This window comes from Citrobacter meridianamericanus (assembly GCF_041320245.1).
In the GTDB taxonomy this organism is placed as follows: domain Bacteria; phylum Pseudomonadota; class Gammaproteobacteria; order Enterobacterales; family Enterobacteriaceae; genus Citrobacter; species Citrobacter meridianamericanus.
Window position 1 is genome coordinate 402,273 of the sequence record NZ_CP101036.1, and the last position, 18,258, is coordinate 420,530.

Genomic DNA, 18,258 nt, shown 5'->3' on the forward strand with positions numbered 1-18,258 from the left:
AAATATATAATGAGTCGGACATTTATTAAGAAGGAAGGGGTTGTACTGACAACCCTGGCCCGTTACCTGCTCGGTGAAAAGTGTGGTAACCGTTTGAAAACCATTGATGAACTGGCGAGCGAATGCCGCTCGTCGGTGGGATTAACGCAGGCCGCGCTAAAAACACTGGAATCATCAGGCGCGATCCGTATTGAGCGTCGTGGGCGTAATGGTAGTTACCTGGTAGAGATGGATAACCGCACGCTGTTGACGCATGTGGATATCAATACTGTGGTCTGTGCGATGCCGCTACCCTACACCCGTTTATATGAAGGGCTGGCGAGTGGGCTTAAGGCACAGTTTGATGGGATCCCGTTTTATTACGCACACATGCGTGGGGCCGATATTCGCGTGGAATGCCTGCTAAACGGCGTTTACGACATGGCGGTGGTTTCTCGCCTGGCTGCGGAAAGTTATCTTGCCCAGGACGGGCTGCGCATCACGTTGGCGCTGGGGCCGCATACCTACGTCGGCGAACATCAACTGATTTGTCGCAAAGGCGAATGTGCCGCGGTAAAACGGGTCGGGCTCGATAATCGCTCGGCGGATCAGAAAATCATGACCGAGGCCTGTTTTGGCGATCGTGACGTTGAACTGATCGATATGCCTTACCACGAGAGTTTGCAGCGCATCGCGAAAGGAGATGTCGATGCGGTGATCTGGAACGTGGTAGCAGAGGCCGAATTGGCGGTACTGGGATTAGAAGCCACGCCGCTCACCAACGATCCGCGATTTCTACAGGCCACGGAGGCGGTGGTGCTGACCCGGGCAGAGGATTATCCGATGCAACAGTTACTGCGGGCGGTTGTTAATAAAGAGGCACTGCTCGCCCACCAACAACGTGTGGCGAACGGTGAACAGGAACCCAGTTATTAAGTGAAGGCGAACGACATGGAAAACAGGTTGAACCTGCTGTGTGAAGCAGGTGTTATCGACAAGGATATTTGCAGCGGCATGCTGCAGGTCGTCAGGCGGCTGGACGAAGAATGGCGTTTGCCGATTCACAGCGAGCAAGGAACCATGGCGATGACGCATATGGCGAGTGCGCTCATGCGCAGTCGCCAGGGCGAGGTGATTGAAGCGCTGGATGGTGAGCTGCTGGAGGAACTGGCGCAATCTCATCTCTGGCCGACTATTTTACTGGTCCATCAGGCATTGCTGAAAGAATTCACGGTGACGCTACATGTGAATGAAGAAGGCTACATGCTGGCGAACTTGTATGGATTGTGGATGGCGGCACACGAAGACGTCTGAAATCAATGGGGAAATAGCGTATTGCATCCTAAATATTCAAAAAAATGAATATTTAGCTGAAGGATTAGAAACGAGGCAGAGAAATGTTTATAGACGCATTGAAACGCCAGAACCCCGCGCTAATCTCCGCCGCTGTCGCGCTGTGGCAGCAGGGAAAGATCGCGCCTGACAGTTGGGTTATTGATGTTGACCAGGTTATTGATAATGGCAAACGCCTGCTGGACGTCGCCAGGCAGTATGGCATCTCGCTGTACCTGATGACCAAACAGGTTGGACGCAATCCATGGCTGGCGGAGAAACTATTGCAGCTTGGCTATGAAGGCATCGTGGTTGTCGATTACAAGGAGAGTCGCGTCATGCGCCGTGCCGGGTTGCCGGTGGCGCATCAGGGACATCTGGTGCAGATCCCTTCGCGACAGGTCAATCAGGCTGTCGCACAAGGAACCGAGGTCATTACGTTGTTTTCGCTGGAGAAAGCGCGCGAAGTTTCGGCGGCGGCGGTGAAGGCCGGTTGCCAGCAAAACGTGATGCTGAAGGTGTATGACAAGGATGATTTTCTCTATCCGGGGCAAGAAAGCGGCTTTCCGCTGATATATCTGACGGATGTGGTCAATGAAATCCGCAGACTGCCGGGCCTGCGCCTGAGCGGCCTCACCCATTTCCCGTGCCTGTTATGGGATGAAAACTCCGCGCAGACGATGCCGACGCCTAATCTGCACACGCTGGTGAGTGCCCGGCGTCAGTTGGCCCAAGCCGGAATTACTATTGATCAGCTTAATGCGCCGTCAGCCAGTAGCTGCACATCATTACCCCTACTGGCGGAATATGGCGTCACCCACGCCGAGCCGGGTCATGCGCTGACAGGCACCATCCCTGCCAATCAAAAGGGCGACCAGCCTGAACGTATTGCGATGCTGTGGCTGAGCGAGGTCTCGCACACGTTTCGCGGGGACAGTTATTGCTACGGCGGGGGCTATTACCGTCGCGGTCATGCGCAAAACGCACTGGTCTTTACGCCGGAAAATGACGCCCCCATAGCCGCGAAGCTAAAACCCGTTGACGACAGCAGTATCGATTACTACCTGCCCGTAGCCGGTGAGTTTCCGGTGAGCAGCGCAGTGATCTTCTGTTTTCGCACCCAGATCTTCGTGACGCGCAGCGACGTGGTGTTGGTGTCGGGTATCCAGCGTGGCGTGGCTGAAATCGTCGCGCGTTATGACAGTCTCGGCAATATTCTGGAGGACTAATGGCCCGATTCGTGGTGTTGGTAATCGACAGTTTTGGCGTCGGCGCAATGAAAGACGTTGCGCGGGTTAGACCTCAGGATGCCGGGGCGAATACCTGTGGACATATCCTGAGTGAATTCCCGCAGTTACGGCTACCTACGCTGGAAAAGTTGGGATTGATTAACGCGTTGGGTTATACGCCAGGCGTGATGAATCCTTCGGAATCGGCAGTCTGGGGCGTTGCACAGTTGCAGCATGAAGGTGGCGATACCTTTATGGGGCATCAGGAAATTTTAGGCACACGGCCTCAGGCGCCGCTGCGGATGCCATTTAACGACGTCATCGATGGCGTTGAGCAAGCGCTAAAATTGGCGGGCTGGCAGGTGGAACGCCGTGGTAGCGAGCTGGCGTTTCTGTGGGTCAACGATGCGGTTGCGGTGGGCGATAACCTCGAGGCTGATTTAGGTCAGGTCTACAACGTCACTGCCAACCTGTCCGCCATTGCGTTTGATGAAGTGCTAAAGATTGGCCGCATAGTGCGTGAACAGGTTCAGGTCGGGCGCGTCATAACCTTTGGCGGCCAGCTTGCGAACAGCCAGCGCATTCTGGATGCCGCCGAAACGATGGAAGGGCGCTTTGTTGGCATTAATGCCCCACGTTCTGGCGCGTATGAAAACGGCTTTCAGGTCAGGCATATGGGCTTTGGCGTAGATGAGCAGGTGCAGGTACCGCAAAAACTGCATGACTCCGGGATCCCTACCGTGCTGGTCGGTAAAGTGGCGGATATCGTTGGCAATCCGCACGGGCACAACTGGCAAAACCTGGTGGATAGCCAGCAGATCATGGATATCACCCTTAACGAATTTAACGCTGAGTCGACGGTATTTATCTGTACCAACATTCAGGAAACCGATCTTGCCGGGCACGCTGAAGACGTCGCGCGGTATGCCGAACGATTACAGCTTGTCGATCTTAATCTTTCGCGCCTTCTGGCTGCCATGGATCCCAATGACTGTCTGGTGGTCATGGCCGATCACGGCAACGATCCGACCATTGGGCACAGCCATCATACCCGGGAAGTTGTGCCAGTTCTGGTGTATCAACAGGGCCTGGAGCCTGCGCAATTAGGCATCCGGGCGACGTTATCCGATGTTGGCGCGACGGTGTGCGAGTTTTTTGGCGCGCAGCGACCGCAAAACGGCAGCTCTTTTCTTTCGGCTTTACGGCTTTCAGGAGACACCTTATGAATTTTGATCCGACGGGCTACACCTGGGTCCACGAGCATCTGCATATCGATCTCTCTGGGTTCAAGAATAACCTCGACTGCCGGTTAGATCAGTACGATCTCATCTGTCAGGAGATGAAGGATCTCCGGACGTCAGGCGTCAGCAACATTATTGAGATGACCAACCGCTATATGGGACGTAATCCGCAATTCATGCTCTCACTGATGCGTGATACCGGAATTAACGTTATGGCCTGTACAGGCTATTACCAGGATGCGTTTTTCCCTGAACATGTCGCAACCTGCAGCGTAGAACAGCTCGCGCAGGAGATGGTCGATGAGATTGTCGTCGGTATTGATGGCACTGAATTGAAAGCCGGAATTATCGCGGAAATCGGCTCCAGCGAAGGGGTAATTACGCCGCTTGAAGAGAAGGTGTTTATCGCTGCAGCGCGGGCACATCGCGAAACCGGACGCCCTATCTCGACCCATACCTCTTTTAGCACGATGGGGTTGGAACAGCTGGCTCTGCTGAAGGCGCACGGCGTTGACCTTTCCCGTGTGACCGTGGGTCATTGTGATTTGAAAGATAACCTCGACAACATCTATCGCATGATTGATCTCGGCGCGTATGTGCAGTTCGATACCATCGGTAAAAACAACTATTACCCGGATGAGAAACGCATCGCCATGCTGCATGCGATACGCGATCGCGGACTGCTTAGCCACGTCATGCTCTCTATGGACATTACCCGCCGCTCGCATTTAAAAGCCAATGGCGGTAATGGCTACGACTACCTGTTAACCACCTTTATCCCACAGCTGCGCCAGTCAGGATTCAGTCAGGCCGATGTGGACACGATGTTACATGATAACCCTTCAAAATTTTTCCAATAAGGACAGAATCATGAAAAAGATTGGCGTTGCTGGCTTACAGCGTGAGCAGATTAAAAAAACTATCGAAACTGCCGCTCCGGGCTGTTTTGAAGTCTCCATTCATAACGATATGGAGGCGGCAATGAAGGTGAAATCCGGACAGTTGGATTACTACATCGGTGCGTGTAACACCGGCGCGGGGGCTGCGCTGTCGATTGCCATCGCGGTGATTGGCTACAACAAAAGCTGCACTATCGCCAAGCCGGGTATTAAGGCGAAAGACGAACAGATCGCAAAAATGGTCGCGGAAGGGAAAGTGGCATTTGGTCTCTCCGTCGAACATGTTGAACATGCGATTCCGATGCTGGTTAACCATCTGAAATAAAAGGCATGACTATGGATCTGTATATTCAGATTGTGGTGGTGGCCTGCCTGACCGGCATGACGTCACTTCTGGCGCATCGTTCGGCGGCTGTCTTTCATGACGGCATCCGTCCGATTCTGCCGCAGCTGATCGAGGGGTACATGAATCGCCGCGAGGCGGGAAGTATCGCGTTTGGTCTGAGTATTGGCTTTGTCGCATCGGTTGGGATCTCCTTTACTCTGAAAACCGGTTTACTTAACGCCTGGCTGCTGTTCCTGCCGACGGATATTCTCGGCGTGCTGGCAATGAACAGCCTGTTGGCGTTCGGTCTGGGTGCTATCTGGGGCGTACTGATTCTGACCTGCCTGCTGCCGGTGAACCATCTGCTCACAGCGTTGCCGGTTGATGTACTGGGTAGCCTTGGCGAGCTGAGTTCTCCGGTCGTTTCCGCATTCGCACTTTTCCCGCTGGTCGCGATTTTCTACCAGTTTGGCTGGAAACACAGCATTATCGCGGCGGTGGTGGTGCTGATGACCCGCGTCGTGGTGGTGCGTTACTTCCCGCATCTGAACCCGGAATCGATTGAGATTTTTGTGGGGATGATGATGCTGCTGGTGATTGCCATTACGCATGATATTCGCCACCGTGGCGATGAAGAGATGGATGGCAGCGGGCTATCGGTCTTTGAAGAACGAACCTCGCGGATTATTAAAAACCTGCCGTACATCGCGATTGTCGGTGCACTGATTGCCGCCGTCGCCAGTATGAAGATTTTCGCTGGTAGCGAAGTTTCAATTTTTACGCTGGAAAAAGCCTATTCGGCGGGGATTACGCCGGAGCAATCGCAGACGCTGGTTAACCAGGCGGCGCTGGCAGAATTTATGCGTGGGTTGGGTTTTGTGCCGTTGATTGCCACCACCGCGCTGGCAACCGGTGTATACGCGGTAGCGGGCTTCACCTTTGTTTATTCCGTTGGCTATCTGGCTCCGAACCCGTGGATAGCGGCAATCCTTGGCGCTATCGTGATTTCCGCAGAAGTGCTGCTGCTACGCTCAATTGGCAAATGGCTGGGGCGTTATCCATCAGTGCGTAACGCGTCGGACAATATTCGTAATGCGATGAATATGCTGATGGAAATGGCGCTGTTGGTAGGCTCGATTTTTGCCGCCATCAAGATGGCTGGCTACACCGGTTTCTCGATTGCGGTGGCGATCTACTTCCTCAACGAATCGATAGGGCGTCCGGTTCAGAAGATGGCAGCCCCGGTCGTGGCAGTAATGATCACCGGTATTGTGCTGAATATTCTCTACTGGTTTGGTCTGTTTGTTCCGGCCTGAGGAGGTGTAAAACATGAAGACGTTCCCTCTGCAAAGCCTGACGATTGCGCAGGCACAGCAGAAGCAGTTTGCGTTGGTGGATGTGATCTGCCGTCACTTTCCGGGTGCTGATTTTCTGTCCGGCGGAGATTTGGGACTGGCTCCGGGGCTGAATCAGCCCCGGGTCACGCAGCGTGTGGAAAAGGTGTTGGCCGAGGCTTTTCATGCTGAGGCCGCTGCCCTGGTCCAGGGCGCAGGCACCGGGGCTATTCGCGCCGGGCTGGCTGCACTCCTCAAACCTGGGCAGCGACTGCTGGTTCACGACGCGCCTGTGTATCCGACAACACAGGTGATCATCGAGCAGATGGGCATCACCCTGGTCAGGGCTGATTTCAACTGCCCCTCGGCAATCATGCGGGCTATTACGCAGTATCGCCCTGACGCCGCGCTGGTACAGCATACGCGGCAGCAACCGCAGGACCGTTACGTTTTAGCGGATGTGTTGGCGGAAATAACGCAATGCGGCGTACCGACGTTAACCGATGATAACTACGCGGTGATGAAAGTAGACGGAATTGGTTGTGAACGAGGGGCGACGCTGTCCACCTTTTCCTGCTTTAAGCTCTTCGGTCCGGAAGGCGTAGGGGCGGTTGTCGGCAAGGCGGAGGTTATCGCTAAAATCCGTACCAGCCTCTATTCCGGTGGCAGCCAGATCCAGGGGGGGCAAGCACTGGAAGTGCTGCGTGGCCTGGTTTTCGCCCCTGTAATGCATGCGGTACAGGCTGGGGTAACTGAACGGCTGCTAACGATGCTCAATAGCGGAGTGCTACCCGAGGTGAAACAGGCTGTTATTGCCAATGCCCAGTCGAAGGTACTGATCGTGGAGTTTCACCAGCCGATTGCCGCCCGCGTGCTGAAGGTGGCGCAAGAAAGAGGCGCGCTACCGTACCCGGTGGGAGCGGAGTCGAAGTATGAGATCCCGCCGCTGTTCTATCGCCTTTCCGGGACATTTCGTGAAGCAAATCCGTCGTTGGGTGATTATGCGATTCGCATTAATCCAAATCGCAGTGGAGAAGAGACCGTACTACGTATTTTGCGCGAGAGCGTGAATGCGATGATGTGTGAATGAGTATCTAATCTATAAATGGAAAAACCGGGGAGTTCCCGGTTTTTTTGTATCTGCGCAATCGCTTCTATTACTGATCTGCAGCCGGGCCGCAACCACCAATAATTTTAGAAATTGAAATAGCCGGATGCAGTAAGTAATCGTAGCTACAGTTATTTTTTTTGTTTTCGATATGACCAGTACATGCAGTCAGCGTAGCCAGTACACCTGCCACGATGGTGATTTTTGCAAATTTAAACATGATAAAATCCTTGTAAGATATCTGTTTTTTAAATGGATGAAATCCATTTCTCGTCGATTAAGATATCAACTAAGGAAAATTTTAAATAGTCCGAATAAGGACATAGTAATGTTTGTGTGGAATATATTTTTAATGGATTAAAATACTATGAAATGTATCTGTAATTAATGAAATGATGAATGCTATGAATGATATATTGTGTAGGTTAAATATTGATTCTTATGAATCATAAATAGATGCCCTGATATTAAGGGCATCTATTTAACGTTCAATTAATGGTTTGAGAACCAGTTGAGTTTATCACGCAGTCCAACCACGCGACCGACAATAATCAGCGCCGGACTTTCAACCTGTTGTGCCAGCTCACCGAGCTGCGTCAGTACCCCGTTGACGACGCGTTGCTTCACGGAAGTCCCGTTTTCTACCAGCGCGACGGTCATATCAGGCTGCATGCCAAACTCGATCAATTTTTCCTGGATGGTTGCGGCCTGGTTCAGTCCCATATAGAACACCAGCGTCTGTTTCTCGGCCGCCAGGTTTTCCCAGTCCAGTTCTCCGCCGGTTTTCAGGTGTCCGGTGACCAGACGTACACTCTGGGCGTAATCACGATGGGTCAGCGGAATGCCGGAATAGGCAGAACAACCGGATGCTGCGGTAATCCCTGGCACAACGGAGAATGGAATACCGGCGTGGCACAAGGTTTCCAGCTCTTCACCGCCGCGGCCAAAGATGAACGGGTCGCCACCTTTCAGTCGCACGACGCGTTTGCCCTGTTGCGCCTCACGCAGCAGGATCTGGTTAATCTCGTCCTGCGGGACGCAGTGGTAGCCCGCGCGTTTACCGACAAACACCCGGTCAGCATCGCGGCGTACGAGATTCATGATGTCGTCGGAAACCAGACGGTCATAAACCACGACATCCGCTTGCTGGATCTGCTGTAACCCTTTCAGTGTCAATAGCCCGGCATCGCCAGGACCGGCGCCAACCAGCACCACTTCACCACGATGGTCCAGCGGTTCGCTGAGCAACTGCTCGGTGGTTTCCTCGACGGCCTTCTGATCGCTGTTCGCCAGCGACTGTGCCAGTCGGTCATTAACGAACAATTTTTCCCAGAAGCGGCGACGTTCACCCATACTGGCAAATTGTTTTTTCACCCGGGAACGCAACTTGCCTGCATACTGCGCGACCTGACCCAGATGCTGAGGCAGTAAGGATTCGAGTCTTTCACGCAGCAGACGGGCAAGCACCGGCGATGTACCGCCGGAGGAAACCGCCACCATCAGCGGCGAGCGATCGATAATGGAGGGCATGATAAAACTGGCTGCTTTTGGCGCATCGACCACGTTACAGAAGATGCGGCGTGACTCCGCAGCAGTACTGACGCTTTGGTTGACGGCGTCGTCATCGGTGGCGGCAATAGCCAGCCAGCAGGTGTCGAGCAGGGACTCATCGAACGGTCCCTCAACCAGCGTCAGCATGCCTTCATCTGCCCATACGGTAAACTGCGGAATAAACGCCAGCGCATTAACCGTTAAACGGGCGCCCGCTTCCAGCAGTAACCGCGCTTTGCGTTCTGCGACATCACCACCGCCGACGATCAGGCAGTCGCGGTCACGTAGTTGACAAAATATAGGCAAATGGTCCACGACATTACCCCTTAATTAATTATTAGCAGCCGCCTCTGGCTGGTTGATTTTTGCCGGAGCCGGACGCTCCGATTTTGGCGTAGCATACCAATAACCCAATCCCATGAATACGACACCGGACAAAGTATTACCGAGTGTCACCCACAGCAAGTTATGACCAATTCCTGACAAGGTATACGCCTCGCTGTGATGACCGAACCAGGAGAGGGCAAACAGTGTCATGTTGGCAACCGAGTGCTCATAGCCGGAAGCGATAAATGCCAGCAAACACCACCAGATTGCGAGGAACTTTGCTGTACCTTCGGTACGGATTGCCATCCAGATAGCCAGACAAACCAACCAGTTACACAGTGCGCCTTTAAAGAAAAGTACCGTTGCAGGCGCGGTGGCTTTTGCCAGTGCAACCGTATGTACAATGCTGGTATCGACCGGCAGCAGGCTACCGCCACCCCAACTGTACAGCAGGGCGACAAACACGGAACCCACCAGATTTCCCAGCCAGGTTTGCGGCAAAATGGCCCACATCTGACCGTGGCTGATGGTGCCCGCTTTTACGCCAAGTGTCAGGAACATTGTATGGCCTGTGAACAGTTCGGAACCGGCAATAATCACCAACGTCAATGCAATACCAAAGGTTGCACCCATCACCAGCGGACGCACAGACGGGTCAAGCAGATTACCGAGCGTAAAAATAAGGATGATGCCAAGGCCAACATAGGCTCCTGCCATGGCGGAGCTGACCCAGAATCCGAGTGGGTTATTAGCCGACAGGCGTGCGATGCGCGCAGCATTGGCCGCACACTTATTGATAGTGTCAGTAAACATTTGATTATCCTTTTCTCACTTCATCCTTTGCACTGCCTCTTTGTTGGCTGCCCTCGCTCACCCCAGTCACATAGTGAACTATGCTCCTGGGGGATTGCTCAGTTGCCGCCGCGATGCAGCACAAATGATTTGGTGATAACAATTACAATGAAAAAAATACAAAAAAGGGGAGGCGTTGCGCCTCCCAAAAATTAATTAACCGCGCAGTTGTACCGTGCCGTCTTTCACGCGGGCTTCGTAATGTTTCACGGAGAACTGTTCGTCTTCCATGCACAGTCCGTCGCTTAAACGAAAGCGCTGTTTTTTCAGCGGGCTGGCGACCCACAATTCGCCCTGATGCTCCGCAATCAGCCCACGAGACAACACGCTCGACTCAAAAAACGGGTCAATGTTGCTGATCGCATACACCTGGTCGCTGTGATATGGGCGGAAAATCGCAACCTGCTCGCTACCTAACAGGGCGCAGACGCCTGTTGCAGGCAGAATGTCATCGATTTTGCAGATGTTTTTCCACTGGCTCATGCGTTTTCCTCCACCAGAGTGACCGGGATACGCTCGTATGGCGTGGCCGGACGATGTTGTTCACGTTCAGGCACAACCTGGACATTCGGATCGCGTTGATCGCTGTTGATAAAGTGTTTGAAGCGAACCTGTGCGGATGGGGTGTTAACAGTCTCCGTCCACTCGCAGACCACCGCCTCACGCAGACGGGCCATCTCTTCTTCCAGGTGCTGGTTCAGACCCAGTTTGTCGTCGATGATGACTGATTTCAGATACTCGATACCGCCTTCCAGATTGTCTAACCATGGCGCGGTACGGGTCAGTTTATCGGCGGTACGGATATAGAACATCATGAAACGGTCAAGGTACTTGAGCAGCGTTTCGCGATCGATATCCGCTGCCAGCAGATCCGCATGGCGAGGTTTCATCCCACCGTTACCGCAAACGTACAGATTCCAGCCTTTCTCAGTGGCGATAATACCCACGTCTTTGCCCTGAGCTTCCGCACATTCGCGGGTACAGCCGGAGACGCCGAATTTCATTTTGTGCGGGGTACGAATACCTTTGTAGCGATTTTCCAGTTCCACGCCGAAGCCGACGCTATCGCCGACGCCATAACGACACCAGGTGCTACCGACGCAGGTTTTCGCCATACGCAGTGCTTTGGCGTACGCATGGCCGGTTTCAAAGCCCGCTTCAATCAGCTGGCGCCAGATTTCCGGCAGGTCATCTTTCTGCGCGCCGAACAGGCCGATACGCTGAGAACCGGTGATTTTGGTGTACAGGTTAAATTTACGCGCGATACGACCCACGGCAACCAGGCCTTCCGGCGTAATTTCACCGCCCGCAGAGCGCGGGATCACGGAGTAGGTACCGTCTTTCTGGATGTTTGCCAGGAAGTTGTCGTTGGTGTCCTGCAGCGGTGTGTGCTGTGGTTTGAGGATGTACTCATTCCAGCAGGACGCCAGCAGGGAACCTACGGTCGGTTTGCACACTTCACAGCCGTAGCCTTTCCCGTGTTTTGCCAGCAGTTCTTCGAAGGTTTTAATACCTTCTACACGGATCAGATGGAACAGTTCCTGACGTGAGTACGGGAAATGCTCACACAGATTGTTGTTAACTTCGATCCCCTGTTTCGCCAGTTCGGCGTTCAGAACCTGCGTTACCAGCGGGATACACCCGCCGCAGCCGGTACCGGCTTTGGTTTCTGCTTTAAGCGCCGCCACGGTGTGGCAGCCTTTGTTGATAGCGGCAACCAGCATGCCTTTAGTGACATCAAAGCAGGAGCAAATCTGCGCGCTGTCCGGCAGTTTATCCACGCCGATAGACGGCTTACCACTGCCTGCGTGTGCTGGCAGAATCAGTGAATCCGGATTTTCTGGCAGTTCGATGGCGTTCAGCACCAGTTGCAGCAAATTGCCGTAATCGCTGGTGTCGCCCACCAGAACCGCGCCGAGCAGGGTTTTGTTATCTTCGCTAACGATGAGGCGTTTGTAGACTTCTTTGCTTTCGTCGAGATAGACGTAGCTACGGGCGCCCGGCGTGCGCGCATGCGCATCGCCAATCCCGCCAACATCTACGCCGAGGAGCTTCAGTTTGGCGCTCAGATCCGCGCCTTCAAAGGCGTTTTCGGTTTCGAGAATATGGTCAACGGCAACCTGCGCCATTTTGTAGCCTGGGGCCACCAGACCATACACGCGGTTGTTCCAGCTGGCGCATTCGCCGATGGCGTAGATATCCGGGTCAGAGGTCTGGCAAGAATCGTTAATCACGATCCCGCCGCGCGGCGCGACGTCCAGGCCGCACTGAGTCGCCAGTTTGTCGCGTGGGCGAATACCGGTGGAGAAGACGATGAAATCAACTTCCAGTTCGCTACCGTCGGCAAAACGCATGGTTTTGCGTGCTTCGGTGCCTTCCTGAACGATCTCTTTGGTATTTTTGCTGGTGTGCACACGCACGCCCATGCTTTCAATTTTGCGACGTAACTGCTCGCCACCCATATGATCCAGCTGTTCAGCCATCAGCATCGGTGCGAATTCAATGACGTGAGTTTCAACGCCGAGGTTTTTCAGAGCGCCAGCGGCTTCCAGACCCAGCAGGCCACCACCGACGACGGCGCCGCGCTTACTACGACGCGCGCAAGACTCAATAGCGTTGAGGTCTTCAATGGTCCGGTAAACGAAACAGTCCTGGGTTTCCGAACCTTTAATCGGTGGGATCCACGGGTAAGAGCCCGTTGCCATGATCAGTTTATCGTAATAGACCGTACGACCTGCGCTGGAGTGGATCACCTTCTCCTGGCGGTTGATAGTAATTGCGCGCTCGCCCACTAACACCTTAACGCCGTGCTTCTCGTAGAATCCTTCACGCACCAGAGAAAGCTCTTCGGCGGTGTGGTGGGAGAAGTAGGAAGACAGGTGTACACGGTCGTACGCTTTGCGGGGTTCTTCACAGAAGACGGTAATATCAAAATTGGCAGCGTCGGATTTATCAAGAAGATCCTCAATAAAGCGATGGCCGACCATACCATTACCGATAATAGCGAGTCTGACTTTGCTCATTTTTGCCTCGATTTCTTTTCTATTACCGCCTACCTTAACGATTCAGCAACCCCGCTTATTGATGCAAATCAAATTCACCTTTATATACTCCTTAAGAGTTATATGGCTGATTTAACTGCATTTTTATAAGTTACGGAATTAACTGGCTTTTCGTGTTTGTATAAAAAGCATACAAATTAAAGGGCTTTTGTAAGAGTTGGCCTACATGACCAGCGAAAGGAAGAGGGGGCGAGAATGTGCCGGACAGCGCAGATACTATCCGGCGGTGAGATTAATGCGTGACTGGCGCGTTATGCTGGCGATGACGCGTGACGAACCCAAGAATAAAGCACATCACGAATACAACAGCATACAAACCGTTAGCCGTCTGCAATGCCGCCAGCGGGCCGCTGTGCGCCACAATAGGACCGGTGACCACGAAGGTGAGCATTGTACCGATGGTGCCACAGGTCAGAACGAAGTTAACCAGTTTTGGTGAGGCGACCTTCGTCTGCTGTGAGCCGAGGGTAATAATGGTGGTATAAATCGCGCTGGAGAAGAAGCCCAGCGTCAGGATGAACCACGGCATATGTTCCGGCGTACCGGTGATGAACAGATACATCAGAACGGTGGCCAGACCTGCCAGTACAGTCAGGATGCGCTGCAGATCGAAGAATCGCAGGATAAAGCTAAATGCCCACATACCAACCATGTAAGACATCCAGAAATCGCTGACCAGTTTACCCGCATCGTTCAGGCTCATTCCCAGACTTTTGGCGTATTCCGGTACCCAGGAGATAAAGCCCAACTGACCGAGGATGTAACATAGCGCGGCGATCGCCAGGAACAGCACGCCAATACCCCATTTTTCTTTCACTACCGGGGCGTCCGGTTGTTGCGCGTGTTTACCCAGCGCCGGGAATTCGCAGCCAAAGGTCAGCAGGAAAATGGCGACGTAGACCAGGCCGATGCAGGCATAGACCCAATACCATTCAATACTGCGTGCTAACAGATACGCTGCTACCATCGGGAAAATCATCCCCGCCATGCTGAAGAATGAGTCAGTAAACAGCAGGCGGGAACCGCGCTGGCGACCTTCGTACATCTGGGTCACCAGGAATGTACCAATCGACATGGTGATACCACTCACCACACCCAGTACAAACATGGCAGCAGAGAACAAAGCCAGGCTATGGCTGAGCATCAGTCCGGCGACAGCCAGGACCATCAGGATAAAACCAAAGCGCAACTGAGTTTTCAGTGGCACAATTTCCATCAACCATGCATTCAGAAAGATAGAGATCAGAATGCCTGCATTCAGGAAGGTGAAGGTATTACTCATACTGGAAACGGGCAAATGGAAATAGTCTGCGATGTTTCCCATCACCATCCCGGTGACAATTACCAACGCACCTGTCAGGGCGTAGGAGAGAAAGCTAATCCATGTGAGCTTGATGCGATTGCTGTTAGTCATGACTGGCCTGTATAGAAGTGTAAGGCGCATTGACTGCGCCGTGAGCGGGCAGATTTTAGGCGCTTTTGTGACGTATTTAAATATTTATTGGTAATGACTTTATTTATTACATTTTGTATGTGATCTAAATCACATTGAGTGATGCAGCAGTAAGGTTACATTTGTTTCAGGTACGTAAAATTAGGTAAAGGGATGGCCTTGTCCTTGAAGGCTCTTTAGAATCAATTCACTTGCTTCATTTCTGCTCTTGTTAAGGAATTCTCATGCTCAAATCGACTCTGGCGGCTGTTGCAGCTGTTCTCGCCCTTTCTGCTCTCTCTCCCGCAGCACTGGCAGCAAAAGGGGACCCGCATGTCCTGCTGACAACTTCTGCCGGTAACATTGAGCTGGAGCTGAACAGTCAGAAAGCCCCGGTTTCAGTGCAAAACTTTGTCGATTATGTCAACAGTGGTTTCTATAACAACACCACGTTCCACCGTGTGATCCCTGGTTTTATGGTGCAGGGCGGTGGTTTTACCGAGCAGATGCAGCAGAAGAAACCTAACCCGCCAATCAAGAATGAAGCCGATAACGGACTGCGTAACACCCGTGGCACGATTGCCATGGCGCGTACTGCGGATAAAGACAGCGCGACCAGCCAGTTCTTTATCAACATTGCAGACAACGCTTTCCTCGATCACGGCCAGCGCGACTTTGGCTACGCTGTTTTCGGTAAAGTTGTGAAAGGGATGGATGTCGCGGATAAGATCTCTCAGGTTCAGACCCATGATGTGGGTCCTTACCAGAATGTTCCGTCAAAACCGATTGTTATCCTGTCTGCCAAAGTCCTGCCGTAATCGTATTTTGCGCGGGCAATGCTTGCCCGCGTTCTCTCGCTTCTCTGCGTAACCCGAAATTGCTGCTTATACTTGTGGCAAGTGTCGGCTCATTCAGGGAGGTCACGTGAAAAAACTCACCGATAAACAAAAGTCCAGGGTCTGGGAACAACGGCGAAACGCCAATTTCCAGGCCAGTCGGCGGCTGGAAGGCGTGGATATTCCACAGGTTACCCTGAGCGCTGAAGACGCGCTGGCGCGTCTTGAAGCGTTGAGGAGGCACTATGAGCGATAAATTCGGTGATGGACGTGACCCCTACTTGTATCCGGGCCTGAATGTCATGCGTAACCGCCTGGGTATTCACCAGGCGCAGCGTCTGGCGCAGGCCGCTTATGAGTTGACGGCGCTGCGCGCAGCCACTATCGAATTGGGCCCGCTTAAACGGGGTTTGCCGCATCTGTGCGCTATTCATCGCCAACTCTATCAGGATATTTTTGACTGGGCGGGACATCTGCGAGAAGTCGATATTTACCAGGGTGATACCCGCTTTTGCCATTTCGCTTATATCGAGAAAGAGGGCAATGCGCTGATGCAGGACCTGGAAGACGAGTCCTGGCTGGTGGGGTTATCGGAGGATAAATTTGTCGACCGACTTGCGCACTATTATTGTGAAATCAACGTACTGCATCCGTTTCGTATTGGCAGCGGTCTGGCGCAGCGTATTTTCTTCGAACAGTTAGCGATTCATGCCGGGTATATGTTGAGCTGGGATGGCATCCAGGTTGAAGAATGGAACCGGGCTAATCAGAACGGGGCGATGGGCGACCTGTCTGCGCTGCGGGTGATATTTCGTAAAGTGGTAAGCGTAGTCCCGGAAACTGAGTAGAATAGCGCGGTTCTTATGTACCGGAGCCGCCATGATTCTGCTTATCGATAACTATGATTCATTTACCTGGAACCTGTATCAATACTTCTGTGAACTGGGGGCTGATGTCCTTGTCAGGCGCAACGACGAGCTGACGCTGTCGCAAATCGATGTGCTGAATCCGCAAAAAATTGTCATTTCCCCGGGACCTTGCACGCCGGATGACGCCGGTATTTCGCTGGATGTTATTCGCTATTTCGCGGGGAAGATCCCTCTGCTGGGGGTTTGTCTGGGGCACCAGGCGATGGCGCAGGCCTTTGGCGCGACCGTGGTGCGGGCGGCTAAAGTGATGCACGGTAAAACGTCGCCTATTTCGCATAACGAGCAGGGTGTTTTTCAGGGACTCGCCAATCCATTAACGGTAACGCGCTACCATTCTCTGGTGGTCGCTCCCGAAACCCTTCCTGACTGCTTTGAGGTGACCGCCTGGAGTGAAACGCAGGAGATCATGGGTATTCGTCACCGGGAGTGGGATATGGAGGGGGTGCAGTTTCACCCGGAGAGCATTCTCAGCGAACAGGGGCATCAGCTGCTGGCTAATTTTCTCAACCGGTGATTTGTGGTTGCTATTCAGTGATTTTTTATTCATATTTTGTGATTATAATTTCACTAGCATTTCTGCTTAACAGGGTGGTAATGACATGGCAACTGAACAAACTGCAATTACACGCGCGACATTCGATGAAGTGATTCTGCCGATTTATGCACCGGCTGAGTTTATCCCGGTAAAAGGGAAAGGGAGTCGAGTGTGGGATCAACAGGGTAAAGAGTATGTTGATTTCGCAGGTGGTATTGCAGTTACCGCGTTAGGGCATTGCCATCCGGCGCTGGTTGAGGCGTTAACCACCCAGGGCGAAACCCTGTGGCATACCAGCAATGTTTTCACCAACGAACCGGCGTTACGCTTAGGTCGTAAACTCATTGATGCGACCTTCGCCGAGCGCGTACTGTTCATGAACTCCGGTACCGAAGCTAACGAAACCGCCTTTAAGCTGGCGCGCCACTATGCCTGCGTGCGCCATAGCCCGTTCAAAACCAAGATTATTGCCTTCCACAACGCGTTTCACGGTCGTTCGCTGTTTACCGTATCCGTCGGCGGGCAACCGAAATATTCCGACGGCTTTGGACCCAAACCGGCGGATATTATCCATGTACCGTTTAACGATCTCCATGCAGTCAAAGCGGTAATGGATGATCACACCTGCGCGGTGGTGATCGAGCCTATTCAGGGTGAGGGGGGCGTGACTGCGGCAACGCCGGCATTCCTGCAAGGCTTGCGTGAACTCTGTGATCAGCATCAGGCGCTGTTGGTATTTGATGAAGTACAGAGCGGGATGGGGCGTACCGGGTCACTGTTTGCCTATATGCACTACGGCGTGACGCCGGATATCCTGACCAGTGCCAAGGCGCTCGGCGGCGGCTTCCCGGTGAGTGCGGTACTGACTACCCAGGAGATTGCCTCGGCGTTCCACGTGGGCTCGCATGGTTCCACTTACGGCGGTAATCCGCTGGCCTGTGCGGTTGCGGGAGCTGCGTTTGATATCATCAACACGCCGGAAGTGCTGGAAGGTATTCAGGCCAAACGCCAGGCATTTGTTCAACATTTGCAGAAGATTGACCAACAGTTCGACATTTTTAGCGACATTCGCGGGATGGGATTGCTGATCGGCGCCGAACTGAAGCCGCAGTTTAAAGGCCGGGCGCGTGATTTCTTGTACGCCGCGGCGAATGAAGGCGTGATGGTACTGAACGCCGGACCGGACGTGATGCGTTTCGCGCCGTCGCTGGTGGTGGAGCAGGCCGATATTGATGAAGGGATGCAGCGCTTCGCGCAGGCCGTTGCGAAAGTGGTGGCTTGACGATC

General features: G+C 53.1%; 19 protein-coding genes. 13 read left to right on the forward strand and 6 right to left on the reverse strand.

The window, feature by feature from the left end:
• Positions 1-9 precede the first annotated feature (9 nt).
• The 8 genes from yhfZ to NMD08_RS01865 all read left to right on the forward strand — a co-directional run bounded on the left by yhfZ (position 10) and on the right by NMD08_RS01865 (position 7,429).
• Positions 10-915 (forward strand): GntR family transcriptional regulator YhfZ, encoded by a 906-nt coding sequence (yhfZ, locus tag NMD08_RS01830; protein ID WP_151216844.1) that lies wholly within the window; start codon positions 10-12, stop codon positions 913-915.
• 15 nt (positions 916-930) lie between these two features.
• Complete coding sequence (locus NMD08_RS01835) at positions 931-1,293, forward strand: PRD domain-containing protein (protein WP_151216843.1); 363 nt, start codon at positions 931-933, stop codon at positions 1,291-1,293.
• Positions 1,294-1,376: 83 nt separating this feature from the next.
• Entirely contained in the window at positions 1,377-2,540 is a 1,164-nt protein-coding gene (locus tag NMD08_RS01840) for a YhfX family PLP-dependent enzyme (RefSeq protein ID WP_151216842.1), read from the forward strand.
• Positions 2,540-3,766: a phosphopentomutase gene (locus NMD08_RS01845; RefSeq protein ID WP_370619445.1), complete on the forward strand. Its 1,227-nt coding sequence runs from the start codon at positions 2,540-2,542 to the stop codon at positions 3,764-3,766. The genes NMD08_RS01840 and NMD08_RS01845 overlap by 1 nt, the downstream gene beginning before the upstream one ends.
• Complete coding sequence (locus tag NMD08_RS01850) at positions 3,763-4,641, forward strand: phosphotriesterase-related protein (protein WP_151224122.1); 879 nt, start codon at positions 3,763-3,765, stop codon at positions 4,639-4,641. Before NMD08_RS01845 ends, NMD08_RS01850 begins: the two co-directional genes overlap by 4 nt.
• A gap of 10 nt (positions 4,642-4,651) precedes the next feature.
• Positions 4,652-5,005 carry a DUF2620 domain-containing protein gene (locus NMD08_RS01855; protein WP_187253785.1) on the forward strand — a complete coding sequence of 118 codons (354 nt, stop codon included), beginning with the start codon at positions 4,652-4,654 and terminating at the stop codon, positions 5,003-5,005.
• An 11-nt stretch (positions 5,006-5,016) separates the two neighbouring features.
• Complete coding sequence (locus tag NMD08_RS01860) at positions 5,017-6,321, forward strand: YhfT family protein (protein WP_151216839.1); 1,305 nt, start codon at positions 5,017-5,019, stop codon at positions 6,319-6,321.
• A gap of 13 nt (positions 6,322-6,334) precedes the next feature.
• Positions 6,335-7,429 carry an aminotransferase class I/II-fold pyridoxal phosphate-dependent enzyme gene (locus tag NMD08_RS01865; RefSeq protein ID WP_151224121.1) on the forward strand — a complete coding sequence of 365 codons (1,095 nt, stop codon included), beginning with the start codon at positions 6,335-6,337 and terminating at the stop codon, positions 7,427-7,429.
• Between the two features lie 67 nt (positions 7,430-7,496).
• Here NMD08_RS01865 and NMD08_RS01870 read toward each other — a convergent pair whose 3' ends face one another.
• The 6 genes from NMD08_RS01870 to tsgA form a co-directional block, all read right to left on the reverse strand.
• Complete coding sequence (locus NMD08_RS01870) at positions 7,497-7,667, reverse strand: YhfL family protein (protein ID WP_187253783.1); 171 nt, start codon at positions 7,665-7,667, stop codon at positions 7,497-7,499.
• A 272-nt stretch (positions 7,668-7,939) separates the two neighbouring features.
• A complete protein-coding gene (cysG, locus tag NMD08_RS01875) occupies positions 7,940-9,313 on the reverse strand; it encodes a siroheme synthase CysG (protein WP_151216837.1) in 1,374 nt (457 codons plus the stop codon).
• 15 nt (positions 9,314-9,328) lie between these two features.
• Positions 9,329-10,138: a nitrite transporter NirC gene (gene nirC, locus NMD08_RS01880; RefSeq protein ID WP_187253782.1), complete on the reverse strand. Its 810-nt coding sequence runs from the start codon at positions 10,136-10,138 to the stop codon at positions 9,329-9,331.
• A gap of 195 nt (positions 10,139-10,333) precedes the next feature.
• Complete coding sequence (gene nirD, locus NMD08_RS01885; protein ID WP_151216835.1) at positions 10,334-10,660, reverse strand: nitrite reductase small subunit NirD; 327 nt, start codon at positions 10,658-10,660, stop codon at positions 10,334-10,336.
• Complete coding sequence (nirB, locus tag NMD08_RS01890) at positions 10,657-13,200, reverse strand: NADPH-nitrite reductase large subunit (protein ID WP_252838524.1); 2,544 nt, start codon at positions 13,198-13,200, stop codon at positions 10,657-10,659. Before nirB ends, nirD begins: the two co-directional genes overlap by 4 nt.
• Positions 13,201-13,471: 271 nt before the next feature.
• A complete protein-coding gene (gene tsgA, locus NMD08_RS01895; RefSeq protein ID WP_151216833.1) occupies positions 13,472-14,653 on the reverse strand; it encodes an MFS transporter TsgA in 1,182 nt (393 codons plus the stop codon).
• A 263-nt stretch (positions 14,654-14,916) separates the two neighbouring features.
• Here tsgA and ppiA point away from each other — a divergent pair, with 263 nt between their 5' ends.
• From ppiA to NMD08_RS01920, 5 genes are all read left to right on the forward strand, one after another.
• Positions 14,917-15,489, forward strand: coding sequence for a peptidylprolyl isomerase A (gene ppiA / locus NMD08_RS01900; protein ID WP_003023595.1), 573 nt, complete (start codon positions 14,917-14,919; stop codon positions 15,487-15,489).
• A 106-nt stretch (positions 15,490-15,595) separates the two neighbouring features.
• Positions 15,596-15,763: a YhfG family protein gene (locus NMD08_RS01905; RefSeq protein WP_151216832.1), complete on the forward strand. Its 168-nt coding sequence runs from the start codon at positions 15,596-15,598 to the stop codon at positions 15,761-15,763.
• Positions 15,753-16,355: a putative adenosine monophosphate-protein transferase Fic gene (locus NMD08_RS01910; RefSeq protein ID WP_286542775.1), complete on the forward strand. Its 603-nt coding sequence runs from the start codon at positions 15,753-15,755 to the stop codon at positions 16,353-16,355. The genes NMD08_RS01905 and NMD08_RS01910 overlap by 11 nt, the downstream gene beginning before the upstream one ends.
• 31 nt (positions 16,356-16,386) lie before the next feature.
• Complete coding sequence (pabA, locus tag NMD08_RS01915; RefSeq protein WP_151216830.1) at positions 16,387-16,950, forward strand: aminodeoxychorismate synthase component 2; 564 nt, start codon at positions 16,387-16,389, stop codon at positions 16,948-16,950.
• Positions 16,951-17,035: 85 nt separating this feature from the next.
• On the forward strand, positions 17,036-18,253 hold the full coding sequence (locus tag NMD08_RS01920) for an aspartate aminotransferase family protein (RefSeq protein ID WP_187253778.1): 1,218 nt from the start codon (positions 17,036-17,038) through the stop codon (positions 18,251-18,253).
• The last annotated feature ends 5 nt before the right edge of the window (positions 18,254-18,258 follow it).